General features: G+C 37.5%; 19 protein-coding genes. All 19 read right to left on the reverse strand.

The genetic code is table 11. The features are described 5' to 3' along the window. Positions 1–9: 9 nt before the first annotated feature. The 19 genes from MOQ65_RS03475 to MOQ65_RS03565 all read right to left on the reverse strand — a co-directional run bounded on the left by MOQ65_RS03475 (position 10) and on the right by MOQ65_RS03565 (position 20,214). Entirely contained in the window at positions 10–621 is a 612-nt protein-coding gene (locus MOQ65_RS03475) for a CpsD/CapB family tyrosine-protein kinase (protein WP_156719277.1), read from the reverse strand. Position 622: 1 nt separating this feature from the next. Next, positions 623–2,068 (reverse strand): GumC family protein, encoded by a 1,446-nt coding sequence (locus MOQ65_RS03480; protein WP_257846659.1) that lies wholly within the window; start codon positions 2,066–2,068, stop codon positions 623–625. A gap of 120 nt (positions 2,069–2,188) precedes the next feature. Further along, positions 2,189–4,015, reverse strand: a complete 1,827-nt coding sequence (locus MOQ65_RS03485; protein WP_257846660.1) for a polysaccharide biosynthesis protein — start codon at positions 4,013–4,015, stop codon at positions 2,189–2,191. Positions 4,016–4,051: 36 nt separating this feature from the next. Then, entirely contained in the window at positions 4,052–4,795 is a 744-nt protein-coding gene (locus MOQ65_RS03490) for a polysaccharide biosynthesis/export family protein (protein WP_060924774.1), read from the reverse strand. 419 nt (positions 4,796–5,214) lie between these two features. Further along, positions 5,215–5,925, reverse strand: coding sequence for an ABC transporter ATP-binding protein (locus MOQ65_RS03495; RefSeq protein WP_060924775.1), 711 nt, complete (start codon positions 5,923–5,925; stop codon positions 5,215–5,217). Between the two features lies 1 nt (position 5,926). Beyond that, positions 5,927–6,688 (reverse strand): ABC transporter ATP-binding protein, encoded by a 762-nt coding sequence (locus MOQ65_RS03500; RefSeq protein ID WP_060924776.1) that lies wholly within the window; start codon positions 6,686–6,688, stop codon positions 5,927–5,929. An 11-nt stretch (positions 6,689–6,699) separates the two neighbouring features. Further along, positions 6,700–7,710 (reverse strand): branched-chain amino acid ABC transporter permease, encoded by a 1,011-nt coding sequence (locus MOQ65_RS03505; protein WP_129822884.1) that lies wholly within the window; start codon positions 7,708–7,710, stop codon positions 6,700–6,702. Then, positions 7,710–8,591, reverse strand: coding sequence for a branched-chain amino acid ABC transporter permease (locus MOQ65_RS03510; protein ID WP_005387034.1), 882 nt, complete (start codon positions 8,589–8,591; stop codon positions 7,710–7,712). Before MOQ65_RS03510 ends, MOQ65_RS03505 begins: the two co-directional genes overlap by 1 nt. A 16-nt stretch (positions 8,592–8,607) precedes the next feature. After that, entirely contained in the window at positions 8,608–9,756 is a 1,149-nt protein-coding gene (locus tag MOQ65_RS03515; protein WP_005387036.1) for an ABC transporter substrate-binding protein, read from the reverse strand. A gap of 109 nt (positions 9,757–9,865) precedes the next feature. Next, positions 9,866–11,785, reverse strand: coding sequence for an ABC-F family ATP-binding cassette domain-containing protein (locus MOQ65_RS03520; protein WP_257846661.1), 1,920 nt, complete (start codon positions 11,783–11,785; stop codon positions 9,866–9,868). Positions 11,786–11,813: 28 nt separating this feature from the next. Beyond that, the gene (locus MOQ65_RS03525) at positions 11,814–13,094 is read right to left on the reverse strand and encodes a type II secretion system protein GspD (protein WP_257846662.1); all 1,281 of its coding nucleotides are present in this window, start codon (positions 13,092–13,094) and stop codon (positions 11,814–11,816) included. Positions 13,095–13,183: 89 nt separating this feature from the next. After that, positions 13,184–14,014, reverse strand: coding sequence for a hypothetical protein (locus MOQ65_RS03530; protein ID WP_257846663.1), 831 nt, complete (start codon positions 14,012–14,014; stop codon positions 13,184–13,186). 129 nt (positions 14,015–14,143) lie between these two features. Next, a complete protein-coding gene (gene galE / locus MOQ65_RS03535; RefSeq protein ID WP_257846664.1) occupies positions 14,144–15,133 on the reverse strand; it encodes a UDP-glucose 4-epimerase GalE in 990 nt (329 codons plus the stop codon). A 9-nt stretch (positions 15,134–15,142) separates the two neighbouring features. Next, positions 15,143–16,579, reverse strand: coding sequence for a phosphoglucose isomerase-related protein (locus tag MOQ65_RS03540; protein WP_024065483.1), 1,437 nt, complete (start codon positions 16,577–16,579; stop codon positions 15,143–15,145). Positions 16,580–16,663: 84 nt separating this feature from the next. Then, positions 16,664–16,942: a DUF1294 domain-containing protein gene (locus MOQ65_RS03545; RefSeq protein WP_024065484.1), complete on the reverse strand. Its 279-nt coding sequence runs from the start codon at positions 16,940–16,942 to the stop codon at positions 16,664–16,666. Positions 16,943–16,962: 20 nt separating this feature from the next. Continuing rightward, positions 16,963–17,886 carry an NAD-dependent epimerase/dehydratase family protein gene (locus tag MOQ65_RS03550; RefSeq protein WP_105088996.1) on the reverse strand — a complete coding sequence of 308 codons (924 nt, stop codon included), beginning with the start codon at positions 17,884–17,886 and terminating at the stop codon, positions 16,963–16,965. Between the two features lie 22 nt (positions 17,887–17,908). Continuing rightward, positions 17,909–18,634, reverse strand: coding sequence for a ribonuclease H1 domain-containing protein (locus tag MOQ65_RS03555; protein WP_257846665.1), 726 nt, complete (start codon positions 18,632–18,634; stop codon positions 17,909–17,911). 9 nt (positions 18,635–18,643) lie between these two features. Continuing rightward, positions 18,644–19,135, reverse strand: a complete 492-nt coding sequence (gene ybaK, locus MOQ65_RS03560) for a Cys-tRNA(Pro) deacylase (protein WP_105088994.1) — start codon at positions 19,133–19,135, stop codon at positions 18,644–18,646. An 80-nt stretch (positions 19,136–19,215) separates the two neighbouring features. Further along, positions 19,216–20,214 carry a nucleoid-associated protein gene (locus MOQ65_RS03565; RefSeq protein ID WP_257846666.1) on the reverse strand — a complete coding sequence of 333 codons (999 nt, stop codon included), beginning with the start codon at positions 20,212–20,214 and terminating at the stop codon, positions 19,216–19,218. Positions 20,215–20,228 lie beyond the last annotated feature (14 nt).

Raw genomic sequence — 20,228 nt, forward strand, 5'->3', positions numbered from 1 at the left:
AATTATTGACTACACATCAATGACGATAGAACCTAGTAAAGGAATTCCAACTTGAGTAAGTCGTTTCTTAGCTTCTATTAAATCTTTAGGACCTGCTACTTCATTTTTAACAACAAGCATAACACCGTCAGATTTTTCAGCTAATACAATGGCATCCGTAACATCTAATACTGGTGGTGTATCAATGATAACTACATCATATTCGTCGCGGATATAATCCCAAATTGTAGATAATTTACTCGAATCTACGACTTCAGAAGGATGTTCAACTATTTCGCCTGCAGTAAGTACATCTAAATGAGGGACAATATTGCGATGAATCGTCAAATCTTCATCCATAATAACTGCGTTAGTAAGGCCTTTATTTTGCACGTTGAATGCTACATGCTGAACCGGATTACGTAAATTACCATCTACCAAAAGAACTTTGTTATTATTCTTCGATAAAGCTAATGCCGTATTAGCCGCTACCTCAGAGGTGCCTTCTCCACTAGTAGCAGCGGTGATACAAATAATCTTATATTTATGTTGATTACATACGTATTGTAAATTGCTACGCAATGTACGATATGCTTCTACAAGTGGTGTATCACCACGCTCATTAGAAATTAGTCTAATCATATTAACCTCTCACTTTACGCCACAATGCTACAATACGATTGCTTGGTTCTTCATATTCCTTTTCTTCATGATTTGGAATGACACCTAAATTTTCAATGCCAAGAATATCATTGATTTCCTGTACCGATTGAACCTTGCGGTTGCAGAAGAACTGACCCAATGTGTAAAGGCAGCCTAAGATAATACCCAAAATTGCAGATCCTAATAAAATAAGGATTTTACGAGGTGCAATAGCCTTTTCTGGCAATGTAGGAGCATCTACAATTTGAACTTCATTTGGTACCATTACTTCAGCTACTTTAGCTTCTTCCAAACGCTTAGATAGCATTTCGTAAATGTCTTGGGCTACATCAACATCACGTTTTGCCTGGATATAGCCACGTTCTTTTTCAGGTAGGTTTTTCATAGCCTCTTCGTTCTCTTTATCAAGATTAGCTAAGGTAGATTCTTTACCTTGTGCTACGGCTAAAGCCGCTTCATTTCTGAATTTATCTGCTAACAAACCTTGCTGTGCAGAGTTGCTAGATGGTGCTTGTTGAGATGCAATAGCATTAATTTCAGCATTTAAACCACTCTTAGCTTCTTCGATTTGTTGGTTAATCTCTTTCATTGCCGGATGCTCATCAGTATATTTACCAACATAGGAGGCCTTACGAGATTCTAAGTCGGCTAATTGTCCTTTATATGCTTGAACAGTGGCACTATCAGCAATACTTTTACCTGCAGAGCCTAATTGCTCATTAATACTGCCTAAAGCTGCTTGCGCCGTTTCCAAATCCAATTGGTTTTGAGCTTTCTCACGATCAATAAGGGTAATCTTATCTGTTAGCCCCTTCATTTGATCCGCCGTGGAATATACCTTATTGTCCACTTGGAATTGTTGTAATTTCTTTTCTGCTTGACCCAATTCTTCTTTTGCAGTTACTACGCGTTTTTGTAAAAATTCGCGTGTCGTCCGTTGCTCAACATGTGAAATGTCTGCTAAGCGCTTTAAGAATGTATCAATTAATAATTGATTAGCCTCTTGTGCTTGTTCTGGACTTTTACCAGTTACACTAACTTGTAATAATTCAGTTTCTTTATATGGTTTTGTTTCGATACGCGTTTTAACAAACTCTTCGTATGTAGGTGCTTTACCTGTTCCCTCTGGATCTTCAATAGCGGAAATAACAGGTTCTACAACATTACGACTCTTTAAAATTTCTGCATCTGTATTCATCAATTGACGTGCCATAGAATCAGAATAACCATTAGCACTTGATAATACAGAGTTACTTAAACCTTGAGATTGTTTAATGCGCAACATAGATGTAGATTGATAGGTAGATGGTGCTAACAGGCTATATGCACCACCCAATACTATACATGCTACCGTAATATTGATAATCTTACGACGTCGTTTAACGAGGACTCTACCGACCTCTTTTAAATCAATAATTTGTTCCACCCATATACCCCTTTCTGTGAAAGTATACAAACAACAGGGTCTCTCCCTCTTAGGAATAGTTACTGTATATCTCCCTCTCACGTAGACTACAGCTCTAAATAAATGATTGTAACTAAATTGTTATACATTATGATTTGGATGATATGTAGGAACGATGTCTTGTAATACATTGATTACATCCAAGTCAGATTTACATGTTTCAAAGCGATTAATTTCACGGCTTAACCATTCTTGATTTACATCTTCTAAGGCAGCTTCAAAGATTTTCTTATGTGTAGTTGTATTAGTACCTTCTTCAGCAGTTAATAATTCTTCATATAGCTTTTCACCTGGACGCAAACCAGTAAATTCAATGAGAATATCTTTATCAGGCTCAAATCCAGAAAGACGAATCATATTTTTCGCTAAATCAACAATTTTTACTGGTTCACCCATATCTAATAAGAACACTTCACCACCATTTCCCATTGCACCAGCTTGTAATACAAGTTGGCTTGCTTCTGGAATAGTCATAAAGTAACGAGTCATTTCAGGATCTGTAACTGTTACAGGTCCTCCAGCTTCAATTTGTTTGCGGAATAATGGAATAACAGAACCGCGACTACCAAGAACATTACCAAAGCGAACGGTAATAAACTTTGTATCGTACTTGTGATTCATACCAAGTACAACCTTTTCTGCCACCCGTTTCGTAGCCCCCATAACACTTGTTGGATTTACCGCTTTATCTGTGGAAATCATAACGAAGCGCTCAACACCATGTGCGCCTGCTACATCTGCCACATTACGAGTGCCATAAATATTATTTAACACCGCTGCAATCGGTTGGATTTCCATAAGTGGTACATGTTTATGAGCTGCTGCATGGAATACTACATCTGGTTCATAATCGGTAAAGATTTGGTCTAACTGATTTTTATCTCGAATATCAGCAATAATGGGAACCAATGTACCTTCAGGTACAATTGAACGCAACTCTTGGTGAATAAGATAAATACTATTTTCACCATGACCTAGTAACAATAGTTTTTTAGGTCTTACCCGTAATACTTGACGACAAATTTCAGAGCCAATAGAACCACCTGCGCCCGTAACAAGAACGACTTTATCTTTCAAATATGGTTCTACTTTTGATGTGTCTAGATGAATCTCATCACGTTCCAATAAATCTTCAATGGAAATAGGATGCAAATGAGATACTAAAACCTCATCATCTAATAATTGATACATCCCAGGTAATGTGTTGATTTTACATTTTAGAGGTGAGCAGATTTCCATGATTTCTCGAATAACATCACGCTTTACCGATGGCATAGCAATGATAATTTCTTCAACCTTATATCTTGCTACAAGCATTGGAATATCTTCACGATTCCCTAAAATTCTAAAGCCATTCATAAGGCGGTTATGTTTGAACATATCATCATCTACAAAGCCAATGATTCGACGAGAGCGCTTATGATATCGCTCTATTTCACGAGCAATAGTTGCCCCTGCATCGCCAGCACCAATGATCAACGTATTCACTTGACCACTTTCACCATCATCCCCACTGCTATAATGAAGCGCTACATAATGTAGTAACATACGTCCCATACCTACTGCACCAGTTGTAAGGAACCAAGTAATAAAATAGATTGATCTTGGTAATGATTTACCAAATACAAACATAGAGGAGTAAAAGATTGCTGTACCTACTGTCGTAGCGACAAATACTGCCAATACCTCTCGCATCCCTGCATAACGCCAAATACGCGTGTACAAATGCATAAGCAAGAACATCAACATATACGAAATCAGCAATATTGGCAATGCGTCTACCATTTGATCAATATATCGAGGTTCTATATAGCCATCAAATCTAATAAATAAACTAATGAAAGCAACAATAACAATCGTCGCAATATCGGCAATAAACAGTATGGCTGGTAATAAATATGAACGCAAAAGAACGCCCCCTTATATGTGAGATAAACCTTATCCTTAATCCTTACCGATACGTGATACCATGTATGCACCAGTCAAAATTGGAGCAATATCACGAGCAAAGTTAATACGACTATTTTTAGTCAAGTAAAGAACATCCCCTTCTCGCATAATATAGTTTTCGGACATATCTCCAGTTTGTAACATACGATTTAAATTAATAGGAATTGGTTTTTCAGGATTGTCTTGATGAATTAAGTAAATTTTCTTTTTAGCTGTATCCCAGTTAAAGCTACCAGCAGCACCAATCGCATCAATAACAGTACTAGACTTAGTCAATGTATAAGCACCAGGCTTATTAATCTCACCGAATACGTATACCCGAACTCCTCCGAGTTTTGTAACATTTACAGTAATATCCGGATTAATAATGTACCGAGATAAACCTTGCTGTAATTGAGCGGTGAACTCATCGACAGTTAAACCATCTGCTTTTACTGGTCCTACCATAGGGAATGATACATATCCGTCAGGACGAACAGTGTACATAATATCGTTACCATTACGTGTACCAAGATCTGCTTGCTGTACAACTTGAATTGTTAGTTCATCACCTTGTCGTAGGCGATACACCTTATCAGAGCTCACTACAGATGCACTAGTTTCTAGTGGTGCGTGTCCTTCAGTTTGTAATATTTTAGAATCGTAAGACTGTTCAGCTGTTACATTAACAGGTGCAGCCATGGATGTTGTTGTGGCACATAAGAATGCGGCCATCATCATATACTGTTTTTTATTCATATTTTACCTCTTTGATTTACATTTAACTCACTCAATACAACACTTTATTTTTTTAGAATTATTAATCCTAAAAAATCGGTTAATTCATTTTATCATTATTTTAAACTTTCTTCCATAAACACAGACCGTTCTGAGCTAACTTCATTAAACCTTTAAGAATAAATCGCGTAAATATAAGGTTTTTACCATTTTATTATGTGTATTTTTTTACGCATTTCACTCATATTTCACTCGTTTTTTTCATTAATTTTAGATATATAAATAAAAAATATATAAACTCAATTCATAGTCGATTCATAAAATCATCAAACACTCATCAATTTTATTGATTAAATAAAAAAATAAGGTGTATATACTAGTTTTTTAGTATATACACCTTATTAAAAATTTTAGATAAGTCTATCGACTTAAAGTATTAATTATTCAACACGACCGCCTAAATATGCTTCCATAACGCGAGGATCATGACGTACTTCGTCAGCAGGACCAGATAATACCATCTTACCTGTTTCCAATACATACGCATAATCAGCTATTTTTAATGCTTGTCGTACATTTTGTTCTACCAAAAGAACCGTAGTTCCTTCAGCACTAATCTCTTTGATAGTTTCAAAGATTTCGTTTACTACTAATGGTGCAAGACCCATAGATGGTTCATCCAATAATAACAATTTTGGACGTGCCATAAGGGCGCGACCAATAGCCAACATTTGCTGTTGACCACCAGATAGTGTACCACCTAATTGATAACTACGTTCATCAAGGATTGGAAAGCGTTTAAATACTTTTTTGATATCTTCTTCAATCTCATTATCATTACGGATATAAGCACCCATTTCTAAGTTTTCATAAACGCTCATATCTTGAAGGATTTGACGACCTTCAGGAACTAAAGAAATACCACCATGTACAATTTGATGTGTTTTATGACCAGTAATATCTTGGCCTTCAAATAATACTTTACCAGATGTTGGCTTTACAAGGCCCATTATGGTCTTCATAGTTGTAGACTTACCAGCACCATTAGCACCAATCAAGGATACAATAGAACCTTGTGGTACTTCTAAACTGATATCTTTTAAGGCTGTAATATGTCCATAACCAGCCACGATGTTTTCTAGCTTTAACATATTACGCCTCCTCTTTCCCTAAGTATGCTTCAATTACAGCCTCATTATTTTGAATTTCTTGAGGTGTACCTTCAGCAATCTTTTTACCAAAGTTGAACACTACCAAACGATCACAAATATTCATCATTAATTCCATGGCATGTTCAATAACTACAACAGTAATACCAAGGTCGCGAATTTTACCAATCAATTGGCGTAACGCTTCTGTTTCACTATCATTCATACCTGCTGCTGGTTCATCTAGCAAAATTAATTGAGGATGTGTAGCCAAGGCACGAGCAATTTCAAGGCGACGTTGTTTACCATAAGGCAAAGATGTAGCAACCTCTTCAGCATCTTCTTCAAGACCTACGAGTTTTAAAAATTCATACGCAATGCCACGACAACGCTCTTCTTCGATGCGTTGACGTTTTGTTTTCAAGAAGCTAGACAAGAAACCAGACCCAGTACGACAATGCATACCAGTTAATACTGTTTCCAAAGCTGTCATATTGCCGAAGAGACGAATGTTTTGGAATGTACGGGCAATCCCCATTTCTACCGTTCTATGAGGCTTGATGCCTACAACAGACATACCATCAAATACGATTTCGCCAGAACTTACAGGGAATACACCAGTAATCAAGTTAAATAATGTAGTTTTACCAGCACCATTTGGCCCAATAACACCAAATACTTCACCTTGTTTTACACCAAAGGATATACCTGTGAGAGCTGCAACGCCACCAAAGCTTTTACTTACGTCATTTAATTCTAATAGCATTCAGTTCCCTCCTATCCTTGTTTTTCTTCTTGTTTACGTTTATACGCTTCAAAACGTTCTGTTAATACTTGTGATTCAGGAATATATGGTGCTTTCTTAAAGCCTAATTTACGACTAATTTTGTCTACCATAGATTCTGTTAAAATACCATCTGGACGAACTGCCATCAAGATGACTAGTAATGCACCATAGATGATGTCCCGATAATCGGATAAGAAGCGTAATACTTCTGGCAATAATGTAAGAATAAAAGAACCTAATACGGAGCCCCATACTACATTAGAACCACCAAATACAGGGAACAATAAGATTTGTACTACCTTGTGATAGCTAAAGTCTGTAGGATTGATAAAGTTTGTAATATGAGCATACAAACCACCGCCAATACCAGCGATGAAAGCACCAATGATAAAGGCCATCATCTTGTAGTATACAACGTTAATCCCCATTAATTCTGCTGCATGATCATCCGCCTTAATCGCTGCAAAGGCACGACCAACACGACTATTATTAATGCGCACACAGAAGGCAATAATCAATACTAAAATGATTAGCAAAATAATAATAGCCATTAAGTTGCCCCATGCAACAGCATCGATGCCCATTAAACCATCGATATCAAGTTCATAGGCTAAATTTGTTAATTCTTGAGGAATAGATGGAATACCAGAAAGGCCTAACGCACCATTAGTAATGTCCAAATTCAAGAAAATAACACGCACAACTTCGCCAAAACCAAGAGTAGCAATGGCAAGATATAAACCGCGAAGACGTGTTGTTGGCAAGCCGATAATAACGGCTACAAGGCTAGCAACTAGGCCACCAACAATGATGCCTACAACGATAGGCAAATCAGCTTTCAAAGAAAGGATAGCGCCTACATATGCACCAACGCTCATAAAGCCAGCAGCCCCTAAAGAAAGCTGACCACTTGCAAGGGTAAAGTAAATAGAGATACCCATGATGGCATTGATGATGAAGAACATCACGATCTGTAGATAATACGGGTTCAATAAATCCATTATGGTCTCCCCCCTTTATCTTTAGAACCAAACAAGCCTTGTGGGCGCCAGAATAATAATAGGATGATGAGGCCAAAGGCCACAGCATCACGGAATGTAGATGCGCCATAGGCAACAGAGAAGATTTCTGCTACGCCTAAAATGAAGCCGCCAACCATAGCGCCTGTAATATTACCAAGACCACCTAAGATAAGTACTGCAAGGCCTTTAAAGCCAATAATAACACCCATTGTAGGCTCAATAGCATTAAAGGACAAACCTACCAATACGCCTGCAGCAGCACCTAAGGCAGATGCAATCATAACGGTAACAGATATAATCATGGTTGGATTGATACCCAATAGAGCTGCCGTTTCTGTACTCATGGATACAGCTCGGATAGCCTTACCAATTTTAGTTTTCTTAATAACTACATTAAGAATTAACATTAACACAACAGAAACGCCTAAGCCAATAATTTGTACCATGGAAATTTTGAAAGCTCCAAAGTCGATTAGGCCACCAATATAATCTGGTGGGAAAGATCTTGTTTGAGGGCCCCAAAGCAATAATGCCAAACTTTCAAGGAAAATAGAAACACCAATGGTACTAATAAGTGGTGCCAAGTGAGACACCTTTTTCTTGCGGAGTGGACGAAGCGCCACAAATTCTAAAAGATAACCGAGGATAGCACCGACAGCCATAGCTACGATAAGGGCTACAAAAATGTTAACGTCAAAAACAGTTACCATAAAAAGACCAACGAAGGCACCTATCATAAAGATGCCTCCGTGTGCCATGTTGATGATATTTAAAACGCCAAACACAAGTGTTAAGCCAATAGCGAGTACAGCATATAAGCTACCGAGGGTTAACCCGTTAACTAATTGTTGTAAAAACACTATATTACCTCAACTTTTATTTTTTTAATGCGTCAAATTGACCGTTTTTAATTTGTAAAACTTGAACTTCCATGGAAGGATCGCGTTTTTCGTTGAACTTGAATTGACCAGTTACACCAACGAAGTCAGCAATATTTTTCAAAGCTTCGCGGAATTTTTCACGATCTGTAGTAGAACCTGCTTTTTTCAAAGCTGCTTCATAGAGGTATACTGCATCATAAGCTTGAGCTGCGAATTGGTCTGGTTCTTTACCGTATTTATCTTTGTAAGCTTTACGGAAGTCTTTTACCTTTTGATCGTCTTTGTTAGGGAACCAAGGTGTACCTACGATAACACCATCAGCTGCAGCACCTGCAATTTTAATGAATTCAGGGCTGTTAAAGCCATTGGAACCAATTACAGGTTGATTCATACCCATTTCACGCATTTTTTTCATGATTAATGCGCCTTCTTGGTAAAGAGAAGCAACTACGATAACATCAGGTTTTGCTTGTTGAATCTTAGTTAATTGTGCAGAGAAATCAGTATCTTTATCTGCAAATGTTTCAGTATCAACAATTTGTACGCCTTCAGATTCCAATGCTTTACGAGCTGTATTATTTACAGATACCATTTGGTCATTGTTGTTGGAGTACATAATAGCTGCAGTTTTGAAGCCTAAAGTTTTATGTGCTTCTTTAATTGCAGTATCTACTGCCAAGGATTCAGGTACAGCATTACGGAAAATGTAATCGCCGATATCTGTAATACCTTCAGCTGTTGTAGATGTACCAAGAGCTACGATTTTGCTTTTGTTTGCTACAGGACCAGCTGCCATCATTTCGCCAGATAACATTGGGCCGATAACAGCTACAACTTTATCCTTAGAAATTACTTTATTCATTGCATTAATTGCTTCGTTTTTATCACCTTTAGTATCTTCTACTAATAAGTTGATTTTTACAGCATTTGCATCAGCGTTAATTTCGCTTACTGCCAATTCTGCACCAGCTTTAATGGACTCACCATATGCTGCTGCACCACCAGTTGTTGTTGTTAACAATGCAATTTTAGCCTCATTGCTATTTGCATTACCTGCATCTTTATTACTGCCACAACCAGCAGCAACTGCCATTACACCAGCAAGACCAAAAATGGCTGCTTTTTTTAACATGGATTTATTCATGCTACACCCTTCCTTTGAAACATAAAACTTTAAATCTATATCTATATTATTAGAGTTTTCAATTTTTTGTCAATTAAAATAACTCTATAATAATATATACTATTATAAGTTATTCAGATAATCGTTCCCATTTCTCATATAATGCATCTAACTCACTTTGTGTAGATTCAATTTGTATGGAAATTTTGGACATTTCATCTAAATCTTGCTGTACTACAGGATTAGCCAATTGCACTTCATACATCTTCATGGTTGCTTCTAAACGAGCAATTTCAGATTCTACCTCAGCTAATTGTTTTTCCACCATATATGCATTCGGTTTCTTCTGAGGTTCCTCTGTCGGTTCTGATGTTGAAAGTACTGGTTCATCAAGTGAAACAACTTTATTTTCAACTTTATCACTCTCTGAGTTCTGTTCATTAGCTAATGCTAATAAATCTTCTTGTTCTTTCAGCTTTTCTTTATAGTACGAGTAATTACCAAGATATTCAGTAATTTTTCCATCATCTAAAACAATGGTTTTTGTAGAAACTTGATCTAAGAAATATCTGTCATGGGAAATAATAAAACATGTACCTTCAAATTGTTGCAAGGCTTGTTCCACAATTTCGCGCGTTGGAATATCTAAATGGTTCGTCGGTTCGTCTAAGATAAGAAAATTATCACCTTGAAGGAATAATTTTAATAATGCTAAACGAGCTCTCTCACCACCAGATAAGTCACCTACAAGCTTAAATACATCATCCCCTTTAAATAGGAATGAACCTAATACATTACGGGCCTTCTCTTCAGTGTAGTTAAAGTGATTCATAACCTCTTCTACTACCTGCCAAGAATCATGTAGTTCTTCATGCTCTTGCGAGAAATATCCCACTTGTACGCGATTACCGATATCTACGTGACCATTCTCAGGAAATAATTCACCTACAATAGTTTTTACGAGTGTCGATTTACCTGCCCCATTAGGACCAATAAGAGCTACTGATTCACCTCGTCGAACTACGAGTGATATATCATCAATGATAGGACTTTCACCATACCCTACTGATAAATGATCTAGGACAAGAACCTTATCCGCACTCATCGCTGCAGGAGGGAAAGAAAATTGTAAATGATGTGAGGTTACCGGTGCATCAAGTCGTTCTAAACGGTTAAGTTGAGACTGCCGGCCACGAGCCATTTTAGATTTTATACCTGCACGATATTTATCTATATAGGCCTCTGTCTTCTTGATGTACTCCTGTTGTTTCTCATAGGCCACCATATCTGCTTTCAAACGTTCATCCCGTTGTTGAATATAGCGGCTGTAATTACCACGATAGATTGTCGTCTTATGGTTATCTAGTTCTACAACACCAGTGACAATACGGTCTAAGAAATAACGGTCATGGCTGACAATGAGAATCCCGCCATGATAGGCAGACAAATACCCTTCAAGCCACTCTAACATGGCCATATCTAAATGGTTAGTTGGTTCGTCTAAAAATAAAAAGTCTGGACGCCGTACCAATGCTTTAGCTAAATTAATTCGAGTCTTTTGACCACCAGAAAAAGCGCTTGCTGGTTTATCTAAATCCTCATCAGTAAAGCCAAGACCATAAATGATGCGCTTAGTCTTTTGCTCGTAATCATAGCCGCCTAACCATTCAAGGCGATTTTGTAAATAATCTAATCGTTGTAAATCAGATTCACTAGCCTCTTCTGTTTCTAAGCGTGTGGTAAGTTCTTTAAGTTGTTCTTCCAATGCATGTACATCAGCCCATGCCTTTTCAATCTCAGTAGCTAAACTATCATCACCAAGATTTACATCTTGTTGTAAGTAGCCAATGCTTGCAACAGGCGACTTAACTACATTACCTTCATCAAGATCTTCATAGCCTAATATGCATTTTAATAAGGTCGATTTCCCAGCCCCATTAGGACCTACTAAAGCTAGGCGATCACCTTCTTTTATCTCAAAGGACACATTGGAAAATACTTGGCGCACCCCAAATGATTTTCCAAGGCCTATCATTCGAATGCGTTCCATTCACAACCTCCTAATCATTTACCCTTTATTATACCACATTTGCTCGCACTAATATTAACATTTCTATAGAATCTTTTGTTTTTCTACTATGACGAAATAATTTCCCCAATAAAGGAATGTCTCCTAATATAGGAATCTTTTGTATTTGGTGCTGATCGCGATTGTCCATGAGACCGCCTATAACGAGTACCTCTCCTGGTTGTAAACGCACTCTTGTATGTGCTTGCCGCGTACTAATTTTATAAGCTTTCATTTCGGATACCATGATAGGTGTACTTACTTCAGCGTGAATTTTTGCATCTACACCGCCATCCCCAGTAATAATAGGCGTGTAGTTTAACTTAATCCCCACCTCTTCATAACGTGTAGAACGCTTACGTTCGCCATTCACTTCGGACTCTTCTATAACAGGGATACGTTCACCGATCAAGATATGTGCTGTTTCACCATTTAAGGCCATAATAGATGGCTTAGCAATTAGCGCGGCTTTACCGGAACTTTCCATAAGACTCAACTCGGGTTTCACAAAAAATCTATAGGCTTCACCACCGGGTGTTTTACCAAAGGTAACGGCCCCGTAAGAATTAGTTTTATCTTCACCATGTCCTGTCAAGCTAAGCCACGACCACCGAATGCCTTGCTCCTTTGCATAAGATTGTTCCATAGCAATGACTGTCGCTTCTAATTGTACTTGCTTAGGCTCCTTATCTATAGCTTTAACCAGTGTTTCTACACGCCGTTTCTCTCCACTGGTCAAATGCATAATCACTTCATTTTGTTCTGAAAGTACCGCCATTTTATCATGTTTCACAACAGTGCCCATTATATTTTTTAAAGACTCTGCTGGCAAATGCTCCGGTGTTATAACATATAATTCTCTATTTTCAAGTGCTTTGTCATCTGGCTCAATAAGAATCGTATTATATTGTTTTGAAACGGAAAAATGATATAGCCTTCCTAATTCTTTTATAAGATCCTCTGGTGTTTCACCTTGCACAGTAGCCGTAATGTTACCTGTTAAAGATTCTACACCCATAACAGATATACGATAACTCCGACAAATCCCTAATACTGTTTCTTTTAGAGAAGCATTACGAACGGATATCGTAATTGATCCTTTTAATTTTCTCAGCTCGCCCTTTTCATTAATTACGTTATCCTTTTCTATGTCATTATTATTATTTGATTTACCATTACTAATTTCTCTATCTAGTGAGTCCCTATCGCTTTCTAGATTAGTAGTTACTGCTGGCCCTGTATTACTCGCTAATACTATAGAAGATTCCCCTAATGATACATATAGAAACATAACCACTATTATAATTATTTTTAGTAGTATGCTAGCTTTGAATAGTTTTTTTCTTACTATGGTCACTCTACTACGTAAGCAATCCTTACCTAATTGATTTTTAACCACCGTGATGAACCTCCTTCAACGATTTCTACACCACTTGCACTTATATTAGAGACAGTAACGCCATGCCAAACCATCCCAACAGTAACCATTTGCTCCTCTGTACCTTTTCGTAAAATAGCAATAATCTCATTGCCCTCAACAATACCAACAAGTTCAACAGGCTGTTCCATACTCGAAGAATTTAACCTACTATGAGACTTTGAATTAATTTGATTATTAGTAAAATCATCACTGCTATCACTAATGGTTTTATCCCCTGTGTGTTTATTCTTATTCTGTGTTCTCCTGGTTTTATACCTATTAGTCCGTCCTTTATATGTATCCCTGCCTGAGTACTTACTATTATTAAACCCTTGCATATCATTAATGCTATCAGCCACTTCATCTACATCCTTAGTATCTTCATGTCTACCATGTACATCATTATCTGGTAAATCTTTAAAAACCTCTCTCCAAGGATGCCCGCGTTCCACGCTGCTCACATCATATAACAAACGGCCTTCACTTTTAGTTTTTAGATTGTCATCTTTTCTCGTTTCTTTAGCATCACTGTTATGATGTTTCTGTCTATTATGTGATATTCCTTCTGATGATTCTTTTGAACTTAATCGGGTCTGATTATTTTCCCCACCATTAACATGCTCAGGTTGTATATGAACACGTTCTTCTTCGTGAGGATATAAAACACCAACGATTAATATGCCAACTATAATTACAAGAAAAACAGAAATAATAATTTTATAGTGACGAATAATAAAATACTGTTTATCAATCCATAATTTAATGCGTTGTATATAATCTTGTAAGTTCATATTCCACCTCCTGCTGACATATTCTAGGAGGTCCTTTTAAATTCCTACAAAAAAATGACTCTACCAGTCACCTAGGTGACTAATAGAGTCATTCATTATATTGACAAATCAAAAGGATTTGTTCTTGTTTTATTTGCTTTTAAAACCATCAGGATGAGATGTATGCCATTTCCAAGCATCTTTGATAACATCGGCTACATTACTGAATTTAGGATCCCAACCAAGTAATTCTTTAATTTTTTCAGAGGAAGCAATCAATGTACCTGGATCGCCAGCACGACGATCACCATATTGAACAGGAATATCGATACCAGTTACCTCTTTAGCAGTTTCAATGATTTCTTGTACGGAGAAGCCATTTCCACTACCAAGATTAAATACTTGGGACTCGCCGCCTTTACGTAGATAATTCATAGCCAAAACATGGGCTGCAGCTAAATCATTAACATGAATATAATCGCGCACACATGTACCATCAGCTGTATCATAGTCAGTGCCAAATACAGTTATATGTTCTCTTTTACCACGAGCTGCATCGAGCACAAGTGGAATCAAATGAGTCTCTGGATGATGGTCTTCCCCAATCGTACCAGATGGGTCAGCCCCTGCCGCATTAAAGTAACGCAATGCAACATAAGTAGAACCATAAATTGAACTATAGTCAGATAACATTTCTTCAATCATTAACTTAGTACGACCATATACATTTGTAGGATGCAATTGAGCATCTTCACGAATTGGCACTACCTCTGGTTCGCCATATACAGCAGCCGTACTAGAAAACACAAAATGTTTTACACCCGCAGTACGAGCAGATTCAATAAGGTGATAGGAACCAACTACATTATTTTCATAATAAATAGCTGGATTTACCATTGATTCTCCAACTTGAGAATGGGCAGCGAAATGCATAACCCCAATAATATGATGCTCTTTCATAATATCTACTAACTTAGGATCTGCAATATCCATATTGTAGAATGTAACCCCTTCAGGAATAGATTCTACATGTCCGCGAGATAAATTATCTACAATGATTGGTGTATAACCTGCTTGTTGTAAGGCACGTACAGTATGACTCCCAATATAGCCAGCACCACCTGTTACTAAAATATTCATAGTTCCCCCTTATGAATTATGTGTATCCTTTGCACGAGCTAATTTAGGCCCGATGAGACGTTTATAGACCTCAACACCTGGTTGGTCAAAGGCATCAACACCAGCAAAAATAGATTCAAAGTAAACAGCCCAACAATGCATAAACATGATTTCCCCTAAATGGAATGCATTTAATGTTGGTACAGTTATCGTCATATTAAAGCGATTGTCACTAGATAAAGCCTCTCTATTAGCATCTAATGCAATATTGAGAATATCACAAATGCCTACATTACCAAGTGCTTGCAATCGTTCATATTGACTATGTGTATTAGGCACTACAAGATTATGTTGCCACTCTTTAACCTTAATAAATTGAACGACCTTATTAAGGCGACCTTCTTGATGCTCTTGTACTTGAGCATGCATATCCATAGTTCCTACTGCCGCAACTGGTGTACGACCATAAGGTAAGCATGTATTACTCATCTTACCTAACGATTCGGACAATAGCTGTACATACCAATCAGATAAGGAATGAAGGGCTTCCCCATAAGGCATAAACACCTCAATAATACGACCATAACGTTCGGACGCAATATATTTTAGCAATGCACTTAATAAAGCAGGATTTTTGAAAATATCCTCTTCTTGGCAAGCAGCATCCATTGAAGCTGCACCAGCTAAGAACCCCTCAATATCAAAGCCCACAAGAGCCGCCGTTACAAAGCCAACCTCTGTAAACACAGAGAAACGACCGCCAACACCATAGGGAATACTATAGGTTTTCCAATGATTTTCTAGTGCCATAGAACGTAGAACTGTAGGATGTTCATCATCAGACGTATCGGTAACAGCTACTACTTCATAATTTATATTCCGATCTTGCAATGCTTTTTCCAAAATCATGAAATTAGCCATTGGTTCGATAGTAGAGCCAGACTTAGAGGTGATAACGAGCATCACCTTATAGTCGGGTCCTTTTTTCTGAGCTTGATACTCTAAGGTACGAATAAGGCCTGATAAATAATCACCATCTACGTTAAATCCAGCAAAATACATGCGTGGATATCCGTTGCGTTCTTCCGTACTAAGATTATTCCAAAATGCACCACATTGAACATCAAAAATAACCTTACTACCCAAATAAGAACCACCAATACCTACAGATACAACTGTATCAATATTATGGCGAGCATAGTCCCTCAATTCATAAAGACGTTTCAACATTGCAGGTGTATTAATACCATCTTCAGAAATATAAGGAAGTTGGTAAAACAATACCGGTTCAGGCAAGCCGTCCTTGGAAACATGGCCTTCTTCAAAGCCTGTAGAGCGTAAAATATTGGTATGGCGCCAAACATTTTGTATAGCACGCTCAAAGTTTTTTACGTCTCGTTCTTGTATGCAACTTTCATTATATATGTTAGCGTAATCTAACTCGAACCCCGATTGTAATCGCAACATCAAATATCTCCTTCACTGACATTTTATGTACAATATTCTACTCATTATACCATAAAACAATGAATAAAATATTAGTTTATGCAATCAATTCACCCACAAACCATAACCAAACCCCACTGCATAAACAGACCATAACAATGCAATAGGGATAGCTAGTTTAAACTTAAGCTTTAAAGTCTTATGACGCCAAATAACCATACCTAATAGAGCACCAAGGCCGCCAAAGGCAAATGCTAAAAATAATAATGTGAACTCTGAAATCCGATTATACCCCTTAATAGCACATAGCTTATCATATCCATACATGCTAAATACAATTAGATTCCATAGCCCTACAGTAACCCAGAATTGTGTATCACTCATGTCCCCAAACCTTATATACCTTACTTATGATGAGCTTTAAAATATTCTAATGTTTTTTGTAAGCCTTCATCTAATGTTGTGGAAGCTACAAATCCAAAATCACGTTCTGCCTTTGCATTACTTAAACGTGAATGTTTGATATCCCCTATGCGTTCGTCTTCATAATGAACCATAAAATCAGCACCACTAATAGATCTGAATCGCGTAATCAACTCATTAACAGATGTTCCCGTATTGGTAGACACGTTATAAATACCTGTACAGCTAGTATTGCCCATAGCCTTAATATTAGCTTCTACCACATCTTCTACATAAATGAAGTCTCTTGTTTGTTCCCCATCACCATATACGGTTAAAGGCTTACCTTCAACGATTAAACGATTGAAAATACTAATAACGCCACCTTCACCACCATCACCTTGACGTGGACCATATACATTGGCATATCTAAAGCATACTGTATTTAACCCGAAAGCTTCACGATAGATACGTAAATACCCTTCTGCAGTAAGCTTAGTCAAACCATAGAAGGATGATGGCATACCACTTAGTTCTTCTGTCAATGGTAATACTGCTAAGTCCCCATACACAGCAGCCGAAGAAGGCATTAAGAATTGTTCAACTTTCACCTTACGACAGGCATCAAGTACATTAATAAGCCCTAACAAATTAACATCACAGTCATAACTTGGATTCTCCATAGAGGATTGAACCATAGTTTGAGCAGCCTCATGAAATACAATAGAGGGCTTAAACTCTTCAAAAACAGATAATAATTTTGGATCTCGTACATCCATCTCAATAAATTGAGCAGAATCATGTACAAAAGAACGCATACCTGTAGATAAATTATCTATAACGAGCACATTGTGCCCCAATTCAATTAATCGATCAACGAGATGGGAACCAATAAAACCGGCTCCACCTGTAACACATATATTCATAACACCCTCCTTTCTGAGAAAGTTAAATTCCCGCGCCTTGTTTGGCTAGTACATCAGCCATTTCATTATATGTATCACCCGTATGAGCAGCTACCTTGTGAAAGTGTACGCGCACACGGTCTTTTATAGAGTCATAAAACGCAGCATAATGTTGAGTCAGTGCATTATTGCGTTTCCATCGTTTAGTAGCCCACATTTCTATTCCCATATAATCATAATATAGGGAACATTCTGGAATACCACGGTCAATGGCATATTTCATAACATACATAGCAGCTAGTAGCTCACCAGACACATTCCAAAATGATGTATATCGTTCATCATTCGAAGGAAATGAAAAAGTCTCCTTAGACCCATTCAAGAAGATAACGCCACCAGCGCCAACTGTATTGGTGCCTTTATTATAACTACCATCAATATAAGCAACTACATGATTTTCCTGAGTAAAATCTGGTTTTGCCACATTTGGAGATACCTTATTTTGAACTTTAGAACTAAATCCTATAGGTCTAGAATTCATAGATTTAGACTTAACTGCTTGTGGCGATTTAGGTTCGCTCCGTTTAGCACTCATAAAATCACTCAAGGATAATCCTGAATCATCTACAAAGGCACGTGCTTCTGCTTCTGTAGAGAAAGATTTGTAGATAGCACCGCCAAAACCCTTTACCTGTTTCTCACAGTCAGCCCAGGTAGTATAAACTCCTGGTACACGGCCTTGACGAACTGCATAAAACTTCTTTGCCATACGTACCTCTTAATGATCCATTGTAAGTACTACAAATTCAGCATTTACAACAGAGGCCAAATCCTTTGGATTTACCTTCATCTGCATGCCTCGTAGACCAGCGCTTACATATACAAACTCTTGAGGTTCCATTGTGGCATCAAAATAGGTAGGAAACGATTTTTTCATCCCCACTGGAGAACATCCGCCCCGTAAGTATCCGGTAATACCTAGTAAGTCCTTAACATGAACCAGTTCTACAGACTTATTATGACTGACACGAGCCGCTTGTTTCATATCTAGCTCTTCAGCCACTGGAATACAGAATACTACAAACCCTGTTTTATCGCCCTTACCAACAAGTGTTTTAAAGACTTGTTTTTCATCGAGTCCTAAAGCTTCTACTACATGAAGGCCTGCAGCACGCTCTTCAGACCACTCATATTCGCTAATACTATAAGGTATCTTATGAGTATCTAAAATACGTAATGCATTTGTTTTCTTATGTTTCTCTTTACCCACTATAACCTCCATATACTAGCATAACAAATAAATTTAATCATACCATAATATATTTCTATCGATAAATATATTTTTCATTACTATTTATTTACGATTTTATTAATATTTTTTAGTTCAATACGCAAGGTTCCATCATCATTAGTTTTGATTTCAATGAACTCGCGATTTTTCATATACTCTACAGGAAAAGAAATTTCAATGCCCGTATCGGTTTTAATCTTATGATGCTCACCGACCTTCGTAGCAAACTCACGGTTTACAGGTAATGGACGCATCATATCTGCATCAGCTAATTCCTTTTTAGCCGCCTCTTGTTGAATGGGATTCGCCTTAAATACCTCTTCCACAATACGAACAGGATCCACTGTATCAGATACTTCAGCATTTTTAGCAATCATAGACTTTGCCGTCGTCAATTCAACAACACCGTCCGACTCGTGTGCTTGAGCTACCTTGTCTACAATGGCTTTTACCTTTCTCACCGTATCTCGAGAGGATTGATCAGTACCTAATTGTAACACCTTATCGGCTAAAATATAGGATACTTCACCATCAAATTCACCTTTTGGTTCAAAAATGCGAACACTAAAATCAAGTAGATTAATAGATGCAAAAGCTCGTAATTTCTGTGATGGCATCGGCAACACAGCCTTATGAGAAACAAGTTCTGTGGCTAAGCTGCCATCATCTTCACTAAATAGTTGATGTGTAAAAGCATCATGAGCTTGGCACAAAAGAATACAGATATAAGATGCATCTGTAACAGCTTCACAGATAATCGTATCAATAACAACAGAATCCGTTGCTTGTTTCATATAAGTAAACAAGCTTTCACCTAAGTTCTTAGATAAATCTATAAACTTGAGATTTCCATTTTTATAATCAACTAATTGTTTACCAAATGGACTTGCATCATGCAAGGTACCTGTTCTAGCAGCTGGATCTTTGAACGCCTTAACTACATGATTGGCAATATAATCTTGTATAGCTTGATCTCCAACCTTTAATTCATGTTCAGAGTATACGGCTAAAGAGGACGTAAAGTCGAAAATCTCTAGTGCCGCCTTGTTAATCTGCATGACGCCTCCTTATA

It is taken from the genome of Veillonella faecalis (assembly GCF_024677885.1).
In the GTDB taxonomy this organism is placed as follows: domain Bacteria; phylum Bacillota; class Negativicutes; order Veillonellales; family Veillonellaceae; genus Veillonella; species Veillonella nakazawae.

Bases quoted from the DNA above. Each gene is read 5' to 3' on its own strand.
- MOQ65_RS03500 (WP_060924776.1), bottom strand. From the start codon at position 6,688: ATGCTATTAGAATTAAATGACGTAAGTAAAAGCTTTGGTGGCGTTGCA.
- galE (WP_257846664.1), bottom strand. From the start codon at position 15,133: ATGAATATTTTAGTAACAGGTGGTGCTGGCTATATTGGGAGTCATACT.
- MOQ65_RS03555 (WP_257846665.1), bottom strand. From the start codon at position 18,634: ATGGCAAAGAAGTTTTATGCAGTTCGTCAAGGCCGTGTACCAGGAGTT.
- MOQ65_RS03475 (WP_156719277.1), bottom strand. From the start codon at position 621: ATGATTAGACTAATTTCTAATGAGCGTGGTGATACACCACTTGTAGAA.
- MOQ65_RS03490 (WP_060924774.1), bottom strand. From the start codon at position 4,795: ATGAATAAAAAACAGTATATGATGATGGCCGCATTCTTATGTGCCACA.
- MOQ65_RS03545 (WP_024065484.1), bottom strand. From the start codon at position 16,942: ATGAGTGATACACAATTCTGGGTTACTGTAGGGCTATGGAATCTAATT.
- MOQ65_RS03525 (WP_257846662.1), bottom strand. From the start codon at position 13,094: ATGTTTCTATATGTATCATTAGGGGAATCTTCTATAGTATTAGCGAGT.
- MOQ65_RS03565 (WP_257846666.1), bottom strand. From the start codon at position 20,214: ATGCAGATTAACAAGGCGGCACTAGAGATTTTCGACTTTACGTCCTCT.
- MOQ65_RS03540 (WP_024065483.1), bottom strand. From the start codon at position 16,579: ATGTTGCGATTACAATCGGGGTTCGAGTTAGATTACGCTAACATATAT.
- MOQ65_RS03530 (WP_257846663.1), bottom strand. From the start codon at position 14,014: ATGAACTTACAAGATTATATACAACGCATTAAATTATGGATTGATAAA.
- MOQ65_RS03515 (WP_005387036.1), bottom strand. From the start codon at position 9,756: ATGAATAAATCCATGTTAAAAAAAGCAGCCATTTTTGGTCTTGCTGGT.
- MOQ65_RS03520 (WP_257846661.1), bottom strand. From the start codon at position 11,785: ATGGAACGCATTCGAATGATAGGCCTTGGAAAATCATTTGGGGTGCGC.
- MOQ65_RS03495 (WP_060924775.1), bottom strand. From the start codon at position 5,925: ATGTTAAAGCTAGAAAACATCGTGGCTGGTTATGGACATATTACAGCC.
- MOQ65_RS03550 (WP_105088996.1), bottom strand. From the start codon at position 17,886: ATGAATATATGTGTTACAGGTGGAGCCGGTTTTATTGGTTCCCATCTC.
- MOQ65_RS03505 (WP_129822884.1), bottom strand. From the start codon at position 7,710: ATGGATTTATTGAACCCGTATTATCTACAGATCGTGATGTTCTTCATC.